This window comes from Mesotoga sp. UBA5847, from assembly GCF_002432735.1.
Lineage (GTDB): Bacteria > Thermotogota > Thermotogae > Petrotogales > Kosmotogaceae > Mesotoga.
The window spans coordinates 26,990-44,018 of record NZ_DJGL01000106.1; the positions used below are offsets into that span (position 1 = coordinate 26,990).

12 protein-coding genes and 1 tRNA gene are annotated in these 17,029 nt (G+C 45.7%); 3 read left to right on the forward strand and 10 right to left on the reverse strand.

Annotated elements, in window-relative coordinates; translation table 11 throughout:
* Positions 1-64: 64 nt before the first annotated feature.
* Complete coding sequence (locus B3K91_RS13245) at positions 65-1,003, forward strand: asparagine synthetase A (RefSeq protein WP_292595383.1); 939 nt, start codon at positions 65-67, stop codon at positions 1,001-1,003.
* A 27-nt stretch (positions 1,004-1,030) separates the two neighbouring features.
* Here B3K91_RS13245 and B3K91_RS13250 read toward each other — a convergent pair.
* The 4 genes from B3K91_RS13250 to B3K91_RS13265 all read right to left on the reverse strand — a co-directional run bounded on the left by B3K91_RS13250 (position 1,031) and on the right by B3K91_RS13265 (position 4,204).
* Positions 1,031-1,105, reverse strand: a tRNA-Asn gene (locus B3K91_RS13250).
* Positions 1,106-1,155: 50 nt separating this feature from the next.
* On the reverse strand, positions 1,156-1,530 hold the full coding sequence (locus B3K91_RS13255) for a DUF1667 domain-containing protein (RefSeq protein WP_214061120.1): 375 nt from the start codon (positions 1,528-1,530) through the stop codon (positions 1,156-1,158).
* Positions 1,527-2,765, reverse strand: coding sequence for an NAD(P)/FAD-dependent oxidoreductase (locus B3K91_RS13260; RefSeq protein WP_214078413.1), 1,239 nt, complete (start codon positions 2,763-2,765; stop codon positions 1,527-1,529). Before B3K91_RS13260 ends, B3K91_RS13255 begins: the two co-directional genes overlap by 4 nt.
* Entirely contained in the window at positions 2,762-4,204 is a 1,443-nt protein-coding gene (locus B3K91_RS13265) for an NAD(P)/FAD-dependent oxidoreductase (protein ID WP_214078414.1), read from the reverse strand. Before B3K91_RS13265 ends, B3K91_RS13260 begins: the two co-directional genes overlap by 4 nt.
* A gap of 180 nt (positions 4,205-4,384) precedes the next feature.
* On the opposite strand from B3K91_RS13265, the gene B3K91_RS13270 reads away from it, so the two are divergent.
* Complete coding sequence (locus tag B3K91_RS13270) at positions 4,385-4,927, forward strand: glycerol-3-phosphate responsive antiterminator (protein WP_214061122.1); 543 nt, start codon at positions 4,385-4,387, stop codon at positions 4,925-4,927.
* Here the strand turns inward: B3K91_RS13270 and B3K91_RS13275 are convergent, their stop codons facing one another.
* From B3K91_RS13275 to B3K91_RS13295, 5 genes are read right to left on the reverse strand one after another with little or no spacing between them, the layout of a single operon-like run.
* Positions 4,928-5,758 (reverse strand): ABC transporter permease, encoded by an 831-nt coding sequence (locus B3K91_RS13275; protein ID WP_214078415.1) that lies wholly within the window; start codon positions 5,756-5,758, stop codon positions 4,928-4,930. It abuts the gene before it with no gap.
* A gap of 10 nt (positions 5,759-5,768) precedes the next feature.
* Positions 5,769-6,722 (reverse strand): ABC transporter permease, encoded by a 954-nt coding sequence (locus B3K91_RS13280; protein WP_214061124.1) that lies wholly within the window; start codon positions 6,720-6,722, stop codon positions 5,769-5,771.
* A gap of 14 nt (positions 6,723-6,736) precedes the next feature.
* Positions 6,737-8,230 carry an ABC transporter substrate-binding protein gene (locus tag B3K91_RS13285; RefSeq protein WP_214078416.1) on the reverse strand — a complete coding sequence of 498 codons (1,494 nt, stop codon included), beginning with the start codon at positions 8,228-8,230 and terminating at the stop codon, positions 6,737-6,739.
* A 24-nt stretch (positions 8,231-8,254) separates the two neighbouring features.
* On the reverse strand, positions 8,255-12,712 hold the full coding sequence (locus tag B3K91_RS13290) for a fibronectin type III domain-containing protein (protein WP_292588687.1): 4,458 nt from the start codon (positions 12,710-12,712) through the stop codon (positions 8,255-8,257).
* A 13-nt stretch (positions 12,713-12,725) separates the two neighbouring features.
* On the reverse strand, positions 12,726-14,015 hold the full coding sequence (locus B3K91_RS13295) for a hypothetical protein (RefSeq protein WP_214078418.1): 1,290 nt from the start codon (positions 14,013-14,015) through the stop codon (positions 12,726-12,728).
* A 104-nt stretch (positions 14,016-14,119) separates the two neighbouring features.
* Between B3K91_RS13295 and B3K91_RS13300 the strand changes: the two genes are divergently transcribed.
* Entirely contained in the window at positions 14,120-15,031 is a 912-nt protein-coding gene (locus tag B3K91_RS13300; protein WP_292595386.1) for a sugar transferase, read from the forward strand.
* A gap of 48 nt (positions 15,032-15,079) precedes the next feature.
* On the opposite strand, the gene B3K91_RS13305 is transcribed toward B3K91_RS13300, so the two are convergent.
* The gene (locus B3K91_RS13305) at positions 15,080-16,840 is read right to left on the reverse strand and encodes an NADH-dependent [FeFe] hydrogenase, group A6 (RefSeq protein WP_292592197.1); all 1,761 of its coding nucleotides are present in this window, start codon (positions 16,838-16,840) and stop codon (positions 15,080-15,082) included.
* Between the last annotated feature and the right edge of the window lie 189 nt (positions 16,841-17,029).

Sequence of the window (17,029 nt, forward strand, 5' to 3'; positions counted from 1 at the left end):
TTTAGAAGATTAAAAGGCCGATGGATAACCATCGGCCTTCTTTTTTTTTATAAGGGGTGAGAGAATGGAAAGCACAGGGAGACTAAGCACAAGGATACTGGAACACCTGAGAGACCCGCAAGTAAAATCGGCAGTTAGAGTTAAGTCCGCACTGCTGGGAGAAGCAAACAACTTCCTTCGGGGAAAAGGCTTTGTGGAACTTCTTCCCACCGTTGTATCTCCAATAACCGATCCACTGAACCATGAAGTTCATAACGCGAAGTTTCGTTATTACGATCAGGAGTATCGTCTAACGCAGTCTATGATTTTCCACAAGCAGTTGGCATGCAAGTCATTTGACAGGATCTTCATAGTATCTCCTAACGTGAGACTAGAGACTTCTGAGAAGGCGCTGTCGGGAAAACATCTTTTCGAATTCAGTCAGATCGATCTGGAAATCAAGAACGCGTCCAGAGATGACGTGATGTTACTTGTTGAAGATCTGCTTGCCAGCGTAATTACAACAATTAAAGAGAGCTGTAAAAGGGAACTGGAGTATCTGTCTTCAGACCCTTTAGTACCCTCCCGACCATTCGCAAAAGTGAAGTTCATGGATGCTTACGAACAGTATGGAAAAGACTTCGAAACCGTTCTGTCCTCCAGCTTCACTGAACCCTTCTGGTTGATAGACTTCCCAATATGGGAGAGGGAGTTCTACGACCTCCTGTCTGATGATGGGAAGACACTCAAAGACATGGACTTGATTCTTCCAAAAGGATTCGGAGAGACCTTGTCTGGTGGAGAGAGAGAGTGGGAACACCCAAGGATTATTAACAGAATGGAATTCAGAGGTACTGACCCCGAAGAACTTGCCTGGTACATGGAGATAGCAGAAATGAGAGAACTCATTCCAACAGCGGGTTGTGGAATTGGAGTCGAAAGACTTGCCAGATATGTATGCTCTCTTGACAACGTCCTGAAAACCAGGCTATTCCCGAAAGTCCCAGGGCAGAGCTGGATATAACGAAAACTCCCCCTTACAGGGGAGTTCTGGCTCCAGCGGAGGGACTCGAACCCCCAACCGTCCGGTTAACAGCCGGATGCTCTGCCATTGAGCCACGCTGGAACACATTAATTATTGTAACTCGAATCTAAAGTTATTTCAAGTAGCCAAAGCTACTGATTGGAGGTTTCGATTCTTCCAACTGGTCGAGTAGCGACAAGTGAAGTTCCCTCACCGTCGATGTCATCTATCAAAACGTCCCCTATCTTCACCGGCGCCTCAACGGCTATTCTGCTGATTAAACTCATCTTTTCGAGTATTAGGGCTCTGTCAATTGGGCCTGTGGTCTTCGCTGAAGCAAGAGGGAGTTCCCCGTTCAAAACTCTCACGCTGGTTGTAAGTATTCGTTTCGGCATTACGAGTTCATTGAGTGCGTATTCCTGACCTCTTGGACATTTGTTACCAGTTACTTCGTATTTCTCATCCTTCTTTCTTACAGATATCTTGCAACCTACGGGGCAGATCACACAGGTAATATGTCGTTTCATGTTAACACCTCTACAGTCAGTTGTCCTGCATCCAGGAGAGGAGCCAACTTATCCTTGTTTATGACCACTTGGATCATCTCACTTGGAACTCCGTATGAAAAACGCTTTTCGTAGTTCAACTCCTTTAGTACTACTCTTCCCTCATCCATGGGCTTCCTCAGTCTTATGTACAATCTCAAGTGTTCTTCCATATCGACAATGCTTGGAACCAGTACTCCCACGTTTTCTCCTCTTATGACCGGAACTCGGTCACCTGACGTGTTCTCACCAAGCGAGAAAAGAGCAGCATGTCGGCCAGCTATCCAACCCTCAGCTGCCACATAATCAACCAGGTCAAACACAGCCACATTGTTTCCTGCAGCGAAGACACCTTCTATGCTACTTTCACCGGTATTGGAAACGATGAAACCTCGATTAACAGGATCTATCATCAAATCATTATCGAAATCCTCAACCTGTGGCAACAATCCTGCCGATAGAATCAGCGTGTCTGTCTTCAATTTCTTCGAGGTGCCAGGAACAGGCGTGAATTTCTCATCGACTCTTGAGATCTCAACTTCCTCAAGCCTTCCGTTGCCATAAATGCCAGTAACCGTTGTCGACAGAAGAAGCGGGATACCATAGTCCTCTAGACACTGAACAATGTTTCGCGTAAGCCCACCTGGATACGGCATTCGCTCAACTACTGCCACAACCTCGACACCCTCAAGGGTTAGTCTTCTGGCCATTATCAACCCAATATCCCCCGAACCAAGTACAACTGCACGTCTTGACGGCAGATAGTTCTCCAGATTGACAAATCTCTGTGCCAGTCCAGCTGGCAGAACCCCAGAAGGTCTATCTCCTTGTATCAGCAATGACCCAAATGGTCTCTCTCTTGCACCGGTCGAAATCACGAGAGCCCTTGACTCTATTTTGAAGGCACCTTGTGGTGACAACACCAAAGCTTCCTTCCTCCGGACATCAATTTCCCGAACATATGATTCACCTATCACATCTACCCTTTCCTGACTCATCTCACTCTGTAGTCGAGCTGCAAACTCCGGACCAGTAAGTTCTTCATGATAAAACTGAAGTCCAAAACCATTGTGAATGCACTGATTCAAGACGCCGCCAACTACTGCCTCTCTTTCGAGCAGGGTTACTTTGACACCCTGTTTCGCTGCGCTGAAGGCACCGGCCATTCCTGCGGCTCCCCCGCCAATTACAAGTACGTCTGTGATGAGTCTCTTCATTGTCTCACCTTCTCGCTTACTATCCAGCTTCTTTCATTGTTCTGTCTAATCTCCGACAGGTCTTTTTTCAGCTCTCTGGACAGAATTCTGGCAATACTTGAACTGCAAAATCCGCCCTGACATCTTCCAAAACCAGCTCTTGTTCTAAACTTAACTCCATCCACAGTCCTCGCTCCATCTCTTATTGCCTGAATCACCTCTGTCTCAGATACCTCGTTGCACTGGCATACTATCCTTCCATAGGCGGGATCCTTGTCAATGAGTTGTGATACTCGCTCAAACGAAAGCTCTTTTATTCTCTCTCTCTCTTTGATGCTAGAAACGAAATCATCTCTTTCGACCAGGCGAATTCCTGTTTCGGGGACTATTCTAGTCACAACATATTCTGCAATTGCCGGTGCTGCAGTTAATCCGGGAGACCTGATGGCTCCAACCGTGATGAAGTTCTCTAGTTCTTCTGCCTTTCTTATGTAGAAATCCTTCTGATCTGTCTCCGGTCTTAGTCCGGCAAAAGACTTGACATACCAGCCTGGATTGTCTATTCCGGGGATCAGATACTCCCCGGAATTTCTAACAGAGACCAGCCCCTCATAAGTAGTACTTACATCTTCAGGAGTAAATCCCGGCAACTCGACAGAAGTGGGACCAAGTAGAACTCCTCCATCAACCGTTGGAACAACGAGTCTTCCTTTCCCTTCGGCAGTTGGGAGAGGAAAGATAATCCTATTTACAAGCGAACTTGCTTTCTTATCCAAAAGAATGTACTCTCCCTTTCTCAATTTAACGGAAGGCACATCAACTCCGAAGCTTGATGCAACTCTCTCGAAGAATACCCCCGCAGCGTTTATCACTAAATCAGCCCTTAGCTTTCTTCCCGATCTTAGAAGAACCTTCTCAATCCTCCCATTTCTCATAGTACCGCCCACTACCTCATCGCTTGTGATTATTCTGCCTCCGTTTTCAGAGACGTTTATCGATGAAGAGATAGCTACCATCCATGGCTCGGTAATACCGGCACTGCTGCAAAGAAGTGCAAAGTTGAACTCATCAGAAATGTATGGTTCCAGACTCTTCAGTTCACTCTTCTCAACAATTCTGAGTCCTTCCACACCATTTCTGATGCCGTTTTCAAGGAGCTCCTCAAGTCTTGGCAGTTCGTCTCTGCCTCTGGCGACCACAAGTGACCCTGTCCTCTTAACAGGAAACTTTAGCTCTTCAGAAAGCCTGGTAAACATCGAATTCCCGGCGGCACAAAGTTTCGCTCTTAGAGTATCTGGCGGATCATCGTAACCACCATGCAAAATCGCCGAATTCGCCTTGGTAACGCCTTGACCTATATCCTCGGACTTCTCAACCAGAACGACTTCAATTTTGTATCTTGTGAGTTCTCGGGCAATTAGCGAACCGACAACTCCACCACCAATAACCACCGCCTGCATCCCGGCACCTCCAAAAAGAAAACCACGCCATCAACTCATGGCGTGGTTTTCTCATAAACTCTACCACGTTTACTCGAATTATATCACAAATGTTTTTTCAGATTACGGGATACCTTAAAAGCAAAGAGCACATAAGCGATCTACAGAACATGTTGTATCATCGATTAAGGGAGGTTTACTATGCTTAAGGGAATCATTGCAGCTTTGTGGGATAGAAAAGAGAGGCCGGAAGCCGTTATACCGGAGACGGTTTTTTTTCTCAATGGAGGCCTGTTTGAAGTTCAAGAGAGAATAGACCAGTTCAAATCTGCTGGCAAAAGGGTATTTGTTGATATCGATTTCGTGTCAGGACTTTCTGGAGATGAAGACAGCGTTATCTACCTTAAGAAGAGCGGGGTAGATGGGATAATAACGGCTAAACTAAGGATTTTTAAGCAAGCCGTTAACGTTGGTTTGAATCAGAGCTTGTTGAGGTTCTTCGTTCTTGACTCGAGGGCCGTTGACAAAGGAATACAGCAAATAGTATCTAATGGTGTAAGAAATATTGAGATACTCCCTGGAATTGTTGCGGCGAAAATCGCCCCAAAGATCAGAGCACACGCACCCGACATAACGATAGTCGCCGCTGGACTCATCGATACCGCTGAAGAGATTGAGACTCTCAAAAAACACGTGGATGCCGTATCCACAAGTTCCACGACCCTATGGTCCTACAGATGGTAATTATCTGCTGATTCTTGGATCAAGCACATCCCTAAGACCATCTCCGAGAATATTCAGGCTCAGTACGATTATGGCGATCATAAGACCGGGAAAGAGGACGATCCATGGTGCGCTAAGTAGATAAGATGTGCTTTGACCTACCATACCTCCCAAAGTAGGTTCTGGTGGAGGTAAACCAAGACCAAGAAATCCAAGAGATGCTTCTGTAAGAAGGGCAGTTGATACGTTTGTTGTGAAAGTGACTATGAGTATAGAGGAGATGTTTGGAAGGATGTCGGTCAACATTATTGAAATACCCTTCTTTCCCAACGCCTTTGATGCCTTTACATATAGACTGTCCTTCAGAGACAAAGTGGCTCCCCTAACAGTCCTAGCAAAAATCGGGACGTAGACCAACCCTATTGCAAATATCAGATTGGCCATGCTTGAACCAAATAGTGCAATAATGAAGAGAGCCAGTATCAACGAAGGGAAGGCAAAAAAACTGTCCATGATCCTCATGATTATCAGATCAGTCCAGCCGCCTATGTAGCCGGAAAGGAGTCCCAACAAGGTCCCTATAATAGCAGATAGTGCAATTGCGCTGGACGCAATGATCACACTCTTCTGAACTCCATATATTGATCTTGAGAACACGTCTCTTCCAAACTGGTCTCCACCAAACAGATGACTCCAGGTGGGTTTGCTCATGAAAGAATCCATATTCATCTTATACGGATCGTACGGAGCAAACAAACCAGGAAGCAGAGTCACCATGATTATAACTATGATAATCGCCATACTCACTATGTAAATTGGATTATTGATAAGTCTTCTGAATACATTAAGCAATCTCTCTCACCTACCGAAGTTCGACACGAGGATCGATGAGTGTGTATATTATGTCTACCGCTATGTTCAACAAAACTATCAGAATACCTATAAAAAGAACAATTCCCTGAACAACTGGGTAGTCCCTTTCGTTCACTACATTGAGAAGAAGTCTTCCCATTCCCGGAAGCGCAAACATATTCTCAATAACGATTGTCCCGCCAAGAAGATATCCAAGCTGAATGCCGGAAAGCGTTACCACAGGAACCAGAGCGTTTCTCAGTGAATGCTTAAAAATAACATTTCGCACACTTACCCCCTTTGCTCTTGCCGTCCTAACATAATCCTGATTCAACACGTCCAGCATCGAGGTTCTCGTAATCCTTAAGATCTGGGCGGCAACCATCAAACCCAATGTGAGCGAAGGAAGAAACATCACTTGAAGATTGGAGATTAGATCTACTCCCGGTCTTACATAGCCAAAGAGATTGAAGCCGTGAAAGGTACCTGAGAAGAGAACTATGAAGATCGCCCCCACCCAAAAGGATGGGGACGAAAGACCGATGAGGCCGATTATCCTTACGAAATTGTCAATGAAACCATTTCTTTTGATTGCAGATATGATTCCCATTGGAATACCAAACAACATAGCGAATCCAAGAGAGAATAATGACAGTTCAAGAGTAACGGGAAATCTCTCTCTAATTAGTTCGGTTACGGTTCTTCCCGTTCTAAGTGAAGTTCCTAGATTGAAAGAAAGGAGGTTTCTCACCCATATTCCATACTGAACGACTAAAGGCTTATCTAGACCATATTCAGTATAAAGCTGCTCTATTTGGCTTTCACTAAGATAGTTCTGAGTTCCGAGCATCATGTCCACCACATCGCCGGGAACTATGTGGATTGCAATGAAAACCAAAAATGTTACTAAGAGAACAGTGGGGATTGCCGAAAGCAACCTCCTGGCAATGTATCCGAACTCCATTCTCTACCTGCTCATTACTCTTTGTGAGTTTCTCTCAAGAAAACAAGACTCTCGTTAGCCAGAGATCTGAACCCTTCAACAGCGTTATTCGAAGCGAATATCGTGTTTGCCGAATACAGGAACAGAATCGGTGAGTCTTCCACAAGCTTTTTCTGGAGCTCTCCATAGATCTTCTGTCTTGCAACAATATCCGACTCGCTTCTTCCTCTGTCAAGGAGTTCATCGACCTCGGGATTGCTGTAAAGGAATACATTGGTTGATCCACCGGTTCTGAAGGTCCTGTTGAACTGAATATCCGGATCAATAGAACCGCTGTTCATGGAAATGAAAGAATCGAAATCGCTTTCTCTCCATTTGCTAATGAAGATACCCCATTCCACAATGTTTATCTTTGCTGTGACGCCAACTTCTGCAAGCTGAGCTTGAATAACTTGGGCAACTTTGTCGAAGTTATATCTCTGGGCAGCAACTATCTCAAACTCAAAACCATTTGGATAGCCTGCCTCCGTTAGCAGCTGTTTCGCCTTTGCTGGGTTGTAAGTGTACTCCTCAAACTCATTTGGCTGGAGCGCCCAAAAATCAAGTTCCGGGTTTAGAGGACCTGTTATAGTTGCTTCGTCGAATGCAACCGCCTTGACGATCATCTCTCTGTTTACTGCATAATTCAGAGCATTCCTAACCTCTGGCTTACTTAGAGGACCTCTGGTTGTGTTGAACCCCAACAAGTAATAGCTTAGAACAGGTGTTCTATATATCTTGAATCTGTCTGAGGGCAGTTGTCTCAAACTAAGCGGCTCGCTAATCTTTGCCAGATCGACATCTCCGTTTCTTAGCGCGGAGACCCGTGTTACCTCCTCAGGCATGATCATCATCTTTATTTCGCTTAGATAAGGAAGTCCCTCCACAAAGTACTCAGTGTTCTTTCTCAGCGTTATGTAGTTACCTGCTACAAATTCGGCCATAAAGAACGGGCCTGTTCCATTCGTCACGAGCTGAAGATTTGCTCCTGACTCTACAAAACTCTTCGAAAGTATTGCGCTATTGACACCTGCAAAGTTAGGTAAGAGAGAAGAGGCCATTGGAATCTTCAACTTGAACTCGACTTTGTTGCCTTCTATGACCTTTATAGATTCGACTTCACCATAGTAAGTGGCTGCGGGAGCTTTCACTTCCGGGTCTCTAATCCTTTCAAATGTGAACAAAACATCTTCAACGGTTAGGGATTCTCCGTTGTGGAATTTGACTCCTTCTCTGATCTCGAACACGATGGTATAAGGATCGACAACTTCGAAGTCTACAGCAAGGTTAGGTATTAGGTTCATGTTCTCATCGTATTTCAGGAGACCGTCATAGACGTTTTCAAGAACTCTATGCGAAGCAAAAGCAGTCACAAGAGTCGGATCGAATCCTACAGGTTCGGTTTCGATAGCCATCACCAATACGCCGCTTACTGCGAACAGCGCTACAGACAATACAGTTATTAGAAGCATTGCCAGATACTTTCTCACACTAACACCTCCCAAGTTTAGATGCTATTGATTTCTGCTTTCCAACAAAATAGGATCATTTGGTCTTTCTACGTCGTATATTAACATCCTGTTTCCCGATTTCACTATCATAAGCCTCCCCGAGACTGAGATTTCATCTACCTGCGTAAGCTCCAGATCTCTTAGCACAACTGGAGATGCCGGAGTGCTTATGTCAACAATCGCTACTCCTTTGTCGGTTGAAGCGTAGAGAATATCGTCTGAGACTTCGATCTTCAAGACAATGTAGTACCTTCCAACGGTGCTCTTCAGCGATCTCAAAGTATCTATGAGTTTCAGTCCACCGTTTATGCCCGCTTCCCCGGAAAAGACAATGCCGTCCTTCTCGGCAACGGCTCTAGAATAACCTTCGAGAGAAAGATCGAAGCTTGAAGTGCGATCGACGTATCCCGTCCCTTCTCTCTGAAGGATCTTTATTCCTGAGAGAGCATCGGCCAAATAGATTCTTGAAAGGTCCTCAGTAACGAACAAATCTACCGGCGTTGTCCAATCTCTGTAAACAACATCCATCCCTTCGGGAATTCCGCTGCTATTAAGGGAGACTCTGACAACGACTCCAGCGCTCTTATTGTCTAGAATCCAAAGGTAACCTCCCTCAAGCACTATTTTGACCGGAGAGGTATTTGTTGCGATCGTTCCAATAACCTTTGCCTCACCCGAACTATAATCAATGGTTGTTAGTCTTCCCGTCCCTTCTATCACGTAGACAAGATTACCTTTGACCACAACAGGCACTTCACCATCATAGTTATAACGAACCTCCATGATATCGAGGCCCGAAGTATCCAAAGAAACTATATTCAATGCCTCTCCGAAGTAGATCGCTGTTACACTTCTTTGATCATGAAGTTGCGGTTCTCCAGAAGACTGCGTTCTGAACTGAACTGTTGAAGTTGATGCAAGCAGACTCCCGTCCCTCCACAGCTCAACTTTCCAGTAATACGTACTGTCTTCCTTCAGTCGGTCCTGATACTGAAATGAGTTACCCGCTGTCGTAGCTACTAGAGACATCTGATCTTGAGACTCGCCCAGATAAATTCTGAACTCTCCCGCCTGCGCTCCCGTAACCTTCCAAGAGAAGACAGGTCTGATATCGGCAACTGAATCTGCAGCTGGAGCCTCTACCTGCAGATCGACTTGACTCGTTACCACATAAAGGGTCCTCGTCTCTGAGGTAACTGTGTTTTCGCCGTCCGTTGCCACAACGTACCATCTATAGATTCGATTCATGATTAGACCGGATATTCTGATTTGATTTGTCTGCATTGACTCTCTATAAAGCTCAAGATCAGATCCCGAACCAAAATACACCGAATACCTCAGCTGATCTCCGTCAGGATCATAGCCTGACCATGTCAAATCAACATACGTTTCACCGATCGCCCTTCCATCGACGGGACTGATTAAAGACAGTTCTGGAGGTCTGTTTTCAACTGAGAATCGGAAAGTCTCGCTTCTTATTGTGGCTCCACTATTGTCTGTCAACTGAACGAACCATTCATATGTTCGTCCCGGAAGAAGCCTTCCTGTTTGATAACTGTCGCTCGAAACCGTGTAACGTGAAAGGCTACCCAGTTCTCCAAAATAGACTTCCTTCTGCCTTATCATTTCTGTATCACCGTCTAAAACCCATTTCAATGTTACTCCCGAAGCCGACACTTTTTCTCCGTTCCTCGGCGCTTCAAGCAACACTCCAAACGGCTGTCCGGAAATGAAACTGACCGGCTCGCCTGCATACTCGACGTTGTCTCTCAAGACAGATACAGCCCAGAAGTACTGTCTACCATCCTCAAAAGATAGTTCGGGTCTGTATTTGTTGTCCTGAACAACTCTTCTGACAATGGGGTTATGATCTGAATCATAAAGTCGGAAGACGTATCCCGAACTCTGTTGTGAATATGACCAAGAGAACTCTCTGTCGTTCTCGAATACTCCACCGGAAGGATAAATGTAGTCTAGTCCCGAAACACGGCTTTTTATCGGTATTTCGAGAATCCCTTTTTCACCTCCGGGATCCTCTGCCACGATTGTCAACAAGTAATCCCTTCCGGAAATGAGGTTGGTTATGACATATCTCTCAAGGTTATTTCCGATAGCTACCGGGCGCCCCAACGACTCTTCGGCAAGGTCGACATATACTCCCACCTCAAGGTCTTCTCCTTCAGGATCGTCCAGCTCCCATTCAACAACAAGAGGCGTCGTTGCCCCCTCCAGGAACATGCGAGAAGGTTGAAGAAGCTTGATGACTGGCTTCTGGTTGCCTGTAACAAACGATGAGTACCTGCTCTTGGAGCTCTTCCCACCATCATCAATAATTTCCACGGCCCACTCATATCTTCGCCCAGGTTCAAGCTCATCGATAGTGAAAGAACTCTCTGAGGCAGAATACTCTTTCTCAACGAATTCGGTTCCGCGCAAGTAGATCTTTGTTGAAACGATTACCCCGTCCGGGTCGTTACCTTCCCATCTCAGGGTCAGATCCCTTGTAGAGACTTCCGAAGCACCGTCCATTGGGAATATGAGGCGCGGAACCTCGGGTGGGAGGTTTTCGGTCTCAAAAGACCAGATTTCTCCTGCAATTTCGGAACCGTCCTTGATCAAATCTACCCGCCAGAAGTACCTGGTGTTGCTCAATATATCCTGAGTAAGCTCAATATCCGGTCCATCGAGGACGCGTTCGATGACTGTGTTGTTCATCTCGATGTCATTTGCAAGAACAAACCTGTAAGAAAGACCCTCTCTCTCTCCATCGATTTCCCAAATGAAACGGGTGTGCGACCGGGGTACTTCTTCTTCTCCAGGTCTGGGCGATACCGGTAGAACTAGTGCCAGCGACTTATCTCCCGTTCTGAAGACCGCTTCTTCGCTTCTGACAAATGCGCCCCTAGAGTCAGTCGCAACAACATACCAACTGTACTCTTCGTTTTCTCCAAGATCTCGTACTACACGTTCTTGAGAATCTATAGGTCCAATAACTCTAGAATCATCTAGCGACTTCAGATGAAGCTCATAGCTTATCGAGTCGCCATCTTGATCCTCGCCGACCCACCTGAAAGAGACAGCCGATGGCTCTACCCCTTCCCGAGAAACCGGGTTAACAACGGCTACACTAGGAGCTCGGTTTCCCGGTACTATTTGCATCTCTTTGCTTGCCTCGCCACCATGATTGTCACTGGCTTTTATGACTAAACTGTAACTAGTCCCCTCGTCCAGAGCTGAAAGAAAAACGGATGTCATTCTGCCCGAAGCAATCCTGACAGGTTCTTCATCTTCAGCCCCGAAGAAGACCTCGGTTGTAACACTATCCCCATCGGGATCCACTACGCTCCAAGTTACCGGTATTGAGGACTGCCCGGGAGGTGCAAAGGGATACTTCATATCAATTACAGGAGCTCTGTTTGAAGTCCGGAAGATCCACTCTTCGCTCTTCTTCTCCTTACCTGATGCGTCCCTCACTACAACATACCAGCTGTAAGTTGTGTGTCCTTTAAGAGAAGGAATAACTATATCCGTTGAATTCGTGGTTCCGATGAGGGAATGCCTCGACTGACCTTCCGCAAGATAGACATCGAAATAAAGTGGTTCGGGATAGTACTCGAGAGGAAGTGAGGTCTTCCATGAGAGGCTCCTCCTTCCAGCATCGAAATCGCTAGCTCCGCTTCTTGGGTTTTCCGGCGTAACTGCAGGAAGATCTGCCCTCATCTGTGTTGTGAAACTCTCAGTATAAGAAGTAGATTCACCTCCATACGAGTCCTTCGCAACGACTTTCCAGTAATACTTCGTCGAGTAATCAAGTCTCTTTAGTAACGAAACGTCAACCATCGTTTCGTGCGTTCCTCTAATGAGAAGGTCCTTCTCATCTAATCTTGGCTCTCTGCCAAAATACACGTCGTATACTAACTCATCTCCATCAGGATCATTGGAACTCCAGTTAAGTGTCAGATCTTTTAGGGGGACGTTTCCCAGGTTTCTGCCGGGTGGAATTAGCTCTGGTCTTCTAGGATAAGTATTCATGAGTACGAACGTCCAGATTTCACTTTCTGCAGATTTTCCGCCTTCTGTGTAAACCCTTACTTTCCACCAATACTGAGAATGAGGATCAACCTCAAACTCATGAGAGAAGGAAAATATCCCCTCAGTAGGGGAGGTCAGATCACCCTGAAGGTCAAGTGCCAATCTGGTCAAACTATTTCTGTCCTTGCCAGCGAAGACTTCTGCTAAGAGGCCATGCCTGGGACGTTCATATACAGCTTCCCATCTTAATTCTACCTTTTCAGCATATTGGATTCTCTCTGCATTTTTCGGAATTGGCGAGACATTCGAGATAAGTATTTTCGGTTCTGGAACGGGCCAGAGGAAAAATGCTGCAACTACGGCAGCTACTATTACCAGGAGCAAAGTAATGATAATCGGCACTATCGTGGAACCTCTGTAATAGTGCAACGTGAATCCCTCCTCAGACTCTTAGTCCAATCTCGTGCGAAATAGAACTGTCGGCATTCCGCTCTATTGTATCCTCGGATAACCGCAGGCCACTAAGTTTCTTGATATGGTTCGACTGAACAAGAAACTCGTTAGAAATCATCTCTATAGTGATGTACCCCAGCTCAACTCTTCTTGCAAAACCGTTCTTAGGATTATCATCTATCATCTCTACAACGGGCTTCCATGTCCCGGCATTAGCGTAGAATTTCTCTTCTCCGTTGCTCGAAATCATCCGCAATACGTGGCGGTGATTATGACCCATCACAACACCTTTCAGTTCACCTGGAACGATAGGCGGGGCTTTGTCACCATACATCAGAAAGAACTCACTGTTCATGGCCTTTTGAAAGCCTTTCTTTCCCTCCGCACCAAGCAGTCTTCTCCCTTGCCTATATAGATTGTCAGTCTTCTTCAACTTTCTGACTGCCATCACGATTCTCACCATCAGACTTCCGAGTTTCATACCGCCGTGCCTGTTCACAAACAACCCCTCAATGACCTTCAAAACCGGCCAGTTAGCATCTATCCAACGTTGTGCATCATGGCTCTTCAAAAGAATAAGAAATTGCCTTGACCACTCCGCCTGTAAGTCCGAGTCGACCTCATACACTCTCCTTAAGTATTCAAGCCACTGAAATACATCGAGAGTAGGGTGTACATTCTGATAATCCCTTACCACCTGCTCGGGAAGCTCGGTTCTCATGAGACATTTGTCAAAGTTCTCCATCATGAAACGGGCCATATAGTCACCAAAAGGCTGCATAAGATTGCCGTTCTTCCTATCTCTGAAGAATCTGTTCACAATGTCGTACTGATTGCCGTGAATGGCCAAAGTCTTGAACTCTCTGTCAAGATAATAAGGCAGGATTTCAACCTTCTCTTCGTCTCCCAGTAACTCCTTCAACTTGTGACGGAGTCTCTCACTGAAAAGCAAAAGGGAATCATGGTTTCCAACAACGTATTTCACTCTTCCACTCTCGGCGAACTCTCTGAATGCTCTGAACACTTCCTGATGTTTGCTCTCAATGGCATCGACAATCGATACATCGATCTCTTTCAGCAATCTGTCAAAAGGCAACATCCGTCTGCTTCTAATAAACTCTGATATCAGCAACTCAAGACCATCACCAACAATCACGATCTCGCCGAAACCTTTGTCCTTGGAGCTGAGTATCAGCTCGATGAGATCCGAATCGAACTTGAAGTCATCCTTTAACGTTCCGTCACCTATGTGAAGATCACTCAGATATAGTTTTTTCACCGTGGACCTCCTAATTTACATGATACCGCAAATCCTCTTTCAAGATTCAATATTTTGCGAAATTGCTGGTTCCAATATCGTTGTAAAGATGAGACAATATAACGATGGACAGGCTATGGTATTTGCTGGATCTTTCTCTAGCTTTGCCGCTCTTATTGAACGGTTTTGATGCGTTTATCGCAGCTCTTGGTGTATGTGTCTTTATTAGCTTTTCTATGCGCGGTTACGAGGGAATCACTTTTTCCGATCCAGATAAGCAGAAGGCTTCTTCCCTTGGATCCGTTGTTTTGTCTTGCTTATTCGGGGCTTTGTTGATTCGTTTATCACCATGGATAGCCCTACCTACTCTGGCACTTACCGCTCTGAGATACTTCTTTCTATACAGGCTTTCTCACGAGAGCTTCAATGAAGAGAAGTTGATGCTTATCGAAAGAGAACCAATAGAAACCAAGAAAGCCTACGATAGAATCAAGAGAGTACTTGACATAGTCCTCGGAGTCACGATACTCGTCCTGTTCGGCCCTGTCATCGGAGTAATTGTGCTGACCTCAGTTATCTCTAGCGGAAGGCCTGTATTTATTTGCCAGAAGAGGATCGGAAAGGACTGCAGGGAATTCGAAATGTATAAGTTTAGAACTTTTGAAACAAAGGCGGGTAAAGATAGGATTACTCGCCTCGGCAGATTCTTGAGACCTCTAAGATTGGATGAACTTCCTCAGATAATCAACATCATAAAGGGAGACATGAGCTTAGTCGGGCCAAGGCCAGAGCTCCCATCATTTCACAGCCTTGGAATGGAGAACATACCCGATTACCCACTAAGACTCTTAGTCAAACCCGGACTCACCGGTTGGGCGCAGATCAATTACAAGTACACAACAACACTTGAAGAGTACAAAGTAAAAACTGCTTACGACCTCTATTATGTCAAGAACAGGTCGTTGACGCTAGACTTCAGGTGTCTCTTGAAAACACCCTTTGCAGTGTTTCTGGCTCTGCTGAGAAGCGATGGCTGAATAGAAACGAGGGGCACCTGGCCCCTCGGATTAACTTCTTCATCATAGCTACCCTTTGGCGATTTCCTCAAGCTCCTTCTTTCTCTCAATTACGCTCTTGCTGTTGTTCTTGTAATGAGTATGGAGTAGTTCGTGTGAGAGGTGTCCTAGGGGCTTCTCCAAATACTCTTCGTAAAGCTTTAGAATCCCGGGATTTTCATGAGATTTCCTGATTTTGGAAGACCTGTCAATACTATATATTGCTTCCATTCTCTTTTCCAAATAACCAGGAACACTCGATTTCGGTTGACCGCCGCCACCTATACAGCCACCTGGACATGCCATTATCTCGACAAAATGGTAGAAGGCTTCACCTGAACGTATCTTGTCCATCAACTTGACAACATTGCTTCCACCATGAGCAATCGCAACTTTTACTTTAGTGCCCTTCATTTCTATTTCGGCTTCCTTCACACCTTCGAGTCCGCGAGCAAAGTCGAAGTCAAGTCGTGGCAGCTCTTCCCCGGTGTAAACCTCATACGCGGTTCTCAAAGCCGCTTCCATGACGCCTCCAGTTGCTCCGAAGATAGCTGCAGCTCCTGTTGAGATCCCAAGAGGATTGTCGTATTCTTCCTCTTCAAGCGACTCGAAGGGTATCTTATGCATTTTGATAAGTTTCCCGAGCTCCCTGGTTACCAGAACTGCATCCGTCGATTGGGCACCTCTTACCTGAAGTGTATCTCTCCCCTTCTCATCTTTCTTAGCAGTACAAGGCATGATGGAGACAAGGTAAATGTCTTCCGGCCTTTTACCAATCTTCTCAGCGAAGAAAGTCTTGACAAGAGCACTCATCATTTCTTGAGGAGACTTGGCAGTTGAAAGGTTCTCGGTGTACTCCGGGTATAGTTTCTCCATCATGTTAACCCATCCAGGGCAACAAGAGGTGAACATCGGGAACTTTCCACCTTCCTTAACTCTTTCGAGTAGTTCCGAGCCTTCCTCCAGAATTGTCAGGTCAGCAGAGAAATTCGTATCGAACACATAGTCGAACCCTAGCTTTCTGAGTGCAGCAACCATCTTGCCGGTGCTAACGGTTCCGGGAAGTTCTCCAAACTCTTCAGCCAACGCAACGCGCACTGAAGGAGCCGTCTGCGCAATGAGAACTTTATCATGTCTCTTCAGTTCGGCAACAACATCTCTGAACTCCATCCTTTCGGTAATAGCTCCAACCGGGCATACCGCTGAGCACTGACCACAATTTATACAGTCAGTAGCTGCAATAGGGGCTCCGAGAGCGGGTAAAGGCAGAACATGATATCCCCTATTTACAGGTGATAGAATTGATAGGCCCTGGAGTTCATCACATGCTCTAACGCATCTTCCACAATCAATACACTTGTTCATGTCTCTGAACAGCGATGGACTGGAAGTGTCATAAGAAACATTTCTGAGGGTCTTCGGGAACATGTCTTTAACATCGTATTGATATATCAGATCCTGAAACTCGCATCTACCATTCACATCACAGGTCATACAGTCATTGGGGTGATTTGAAAGCAGAAGACCAAGGTTGAATCTTACGGCCTTGTTCACTCTTTCAGAATTCGTCTTAATCTTCATTCCATCAGCGACCTGAGTTGCGCATGCGGGCGAGAGATTACGAGCTCCCTCAACCTCGACGACACAGACCCTGCATGATCCAACAACAGAGAGGGCAGGGTGATAACAGAGCGTTGGAATATCCATTCCAACTTCACGGCAAGCCTCAAGAATACTCTGATCCTCTTTCACGGAATAGTCCTTGCCGTTAATGGTAATTGTCACGGGCACCGAACAGCACCTCCATTCGAAATCTTCAGTTATTGAGAGAGAAGAAACTAGATTGTGATTTTTCTATCAAGTAGATTCTAGCATATTGATCGCCCCTTATGCCAGGTATTAGGTTAAAATTTACCCACAGGGAAACAAATGAAAGGCAACATGGTTAGACGTGTTAAACAGTATGCGAGTCTCCGACTA

What these genes read in the sequence shown, in the direction of transcription:
- B3K91_RS13245 (WP_292595383.1), top strand. Translation starts at nt 65, where the DNA reads ATGGAAAGCACAGGGAGACTAAGCACAAGGATACTGGAACACCTGAGA.
- B3K91_RS13255 (WP_214061120.1), bottom strand. Translation starts at nt 1,530, where the DNA reads ATGAAACGACATATTACCTGTGTGATCTGCCCCGTAGGTTGCAAGATA.
- B3K91_RS13260 (WP_214078413.1), bottom strand. Translation starts at nt 2,765, where the DNA reads ATGAAGAGACTCATCACAGACGTACTTGTAATTGGCGGGGGAGCCGCA.
- B3K91_RS13265 (WP_214078414.1), bottom strand. Translation starts at nt 4,204, where the DNA reads ATGCAGGCGGTGGTTATTGGTGGTGGAGTTGTCGGTTCGCTAATTGCC.
- B3K91_RS13270 (WP_214061122.1), top strand. Translation starts at nt 4,385, where the DNA reads ATGCTTAAGGGAATCATTGCAGCTTTGTGGGATAGAAAAGAGAGGCCG.
- B3K91_RS13280 (WP_214061124.1), bottom strand. Translation starts at nt 6,722, where the DNA reads ATGGAGTTCGGATACATTGCCAGGAGGTTGCTTTCGGCAATCCCCACT.
- B3K91_RS13300 (WP_292595386.1), top strand. Translation starts at nt 14,120, where the DNA reads ATGGACAGGCTATGGTATTTGCTGGATCTTTCTCTAGCTTTGCCGCTC.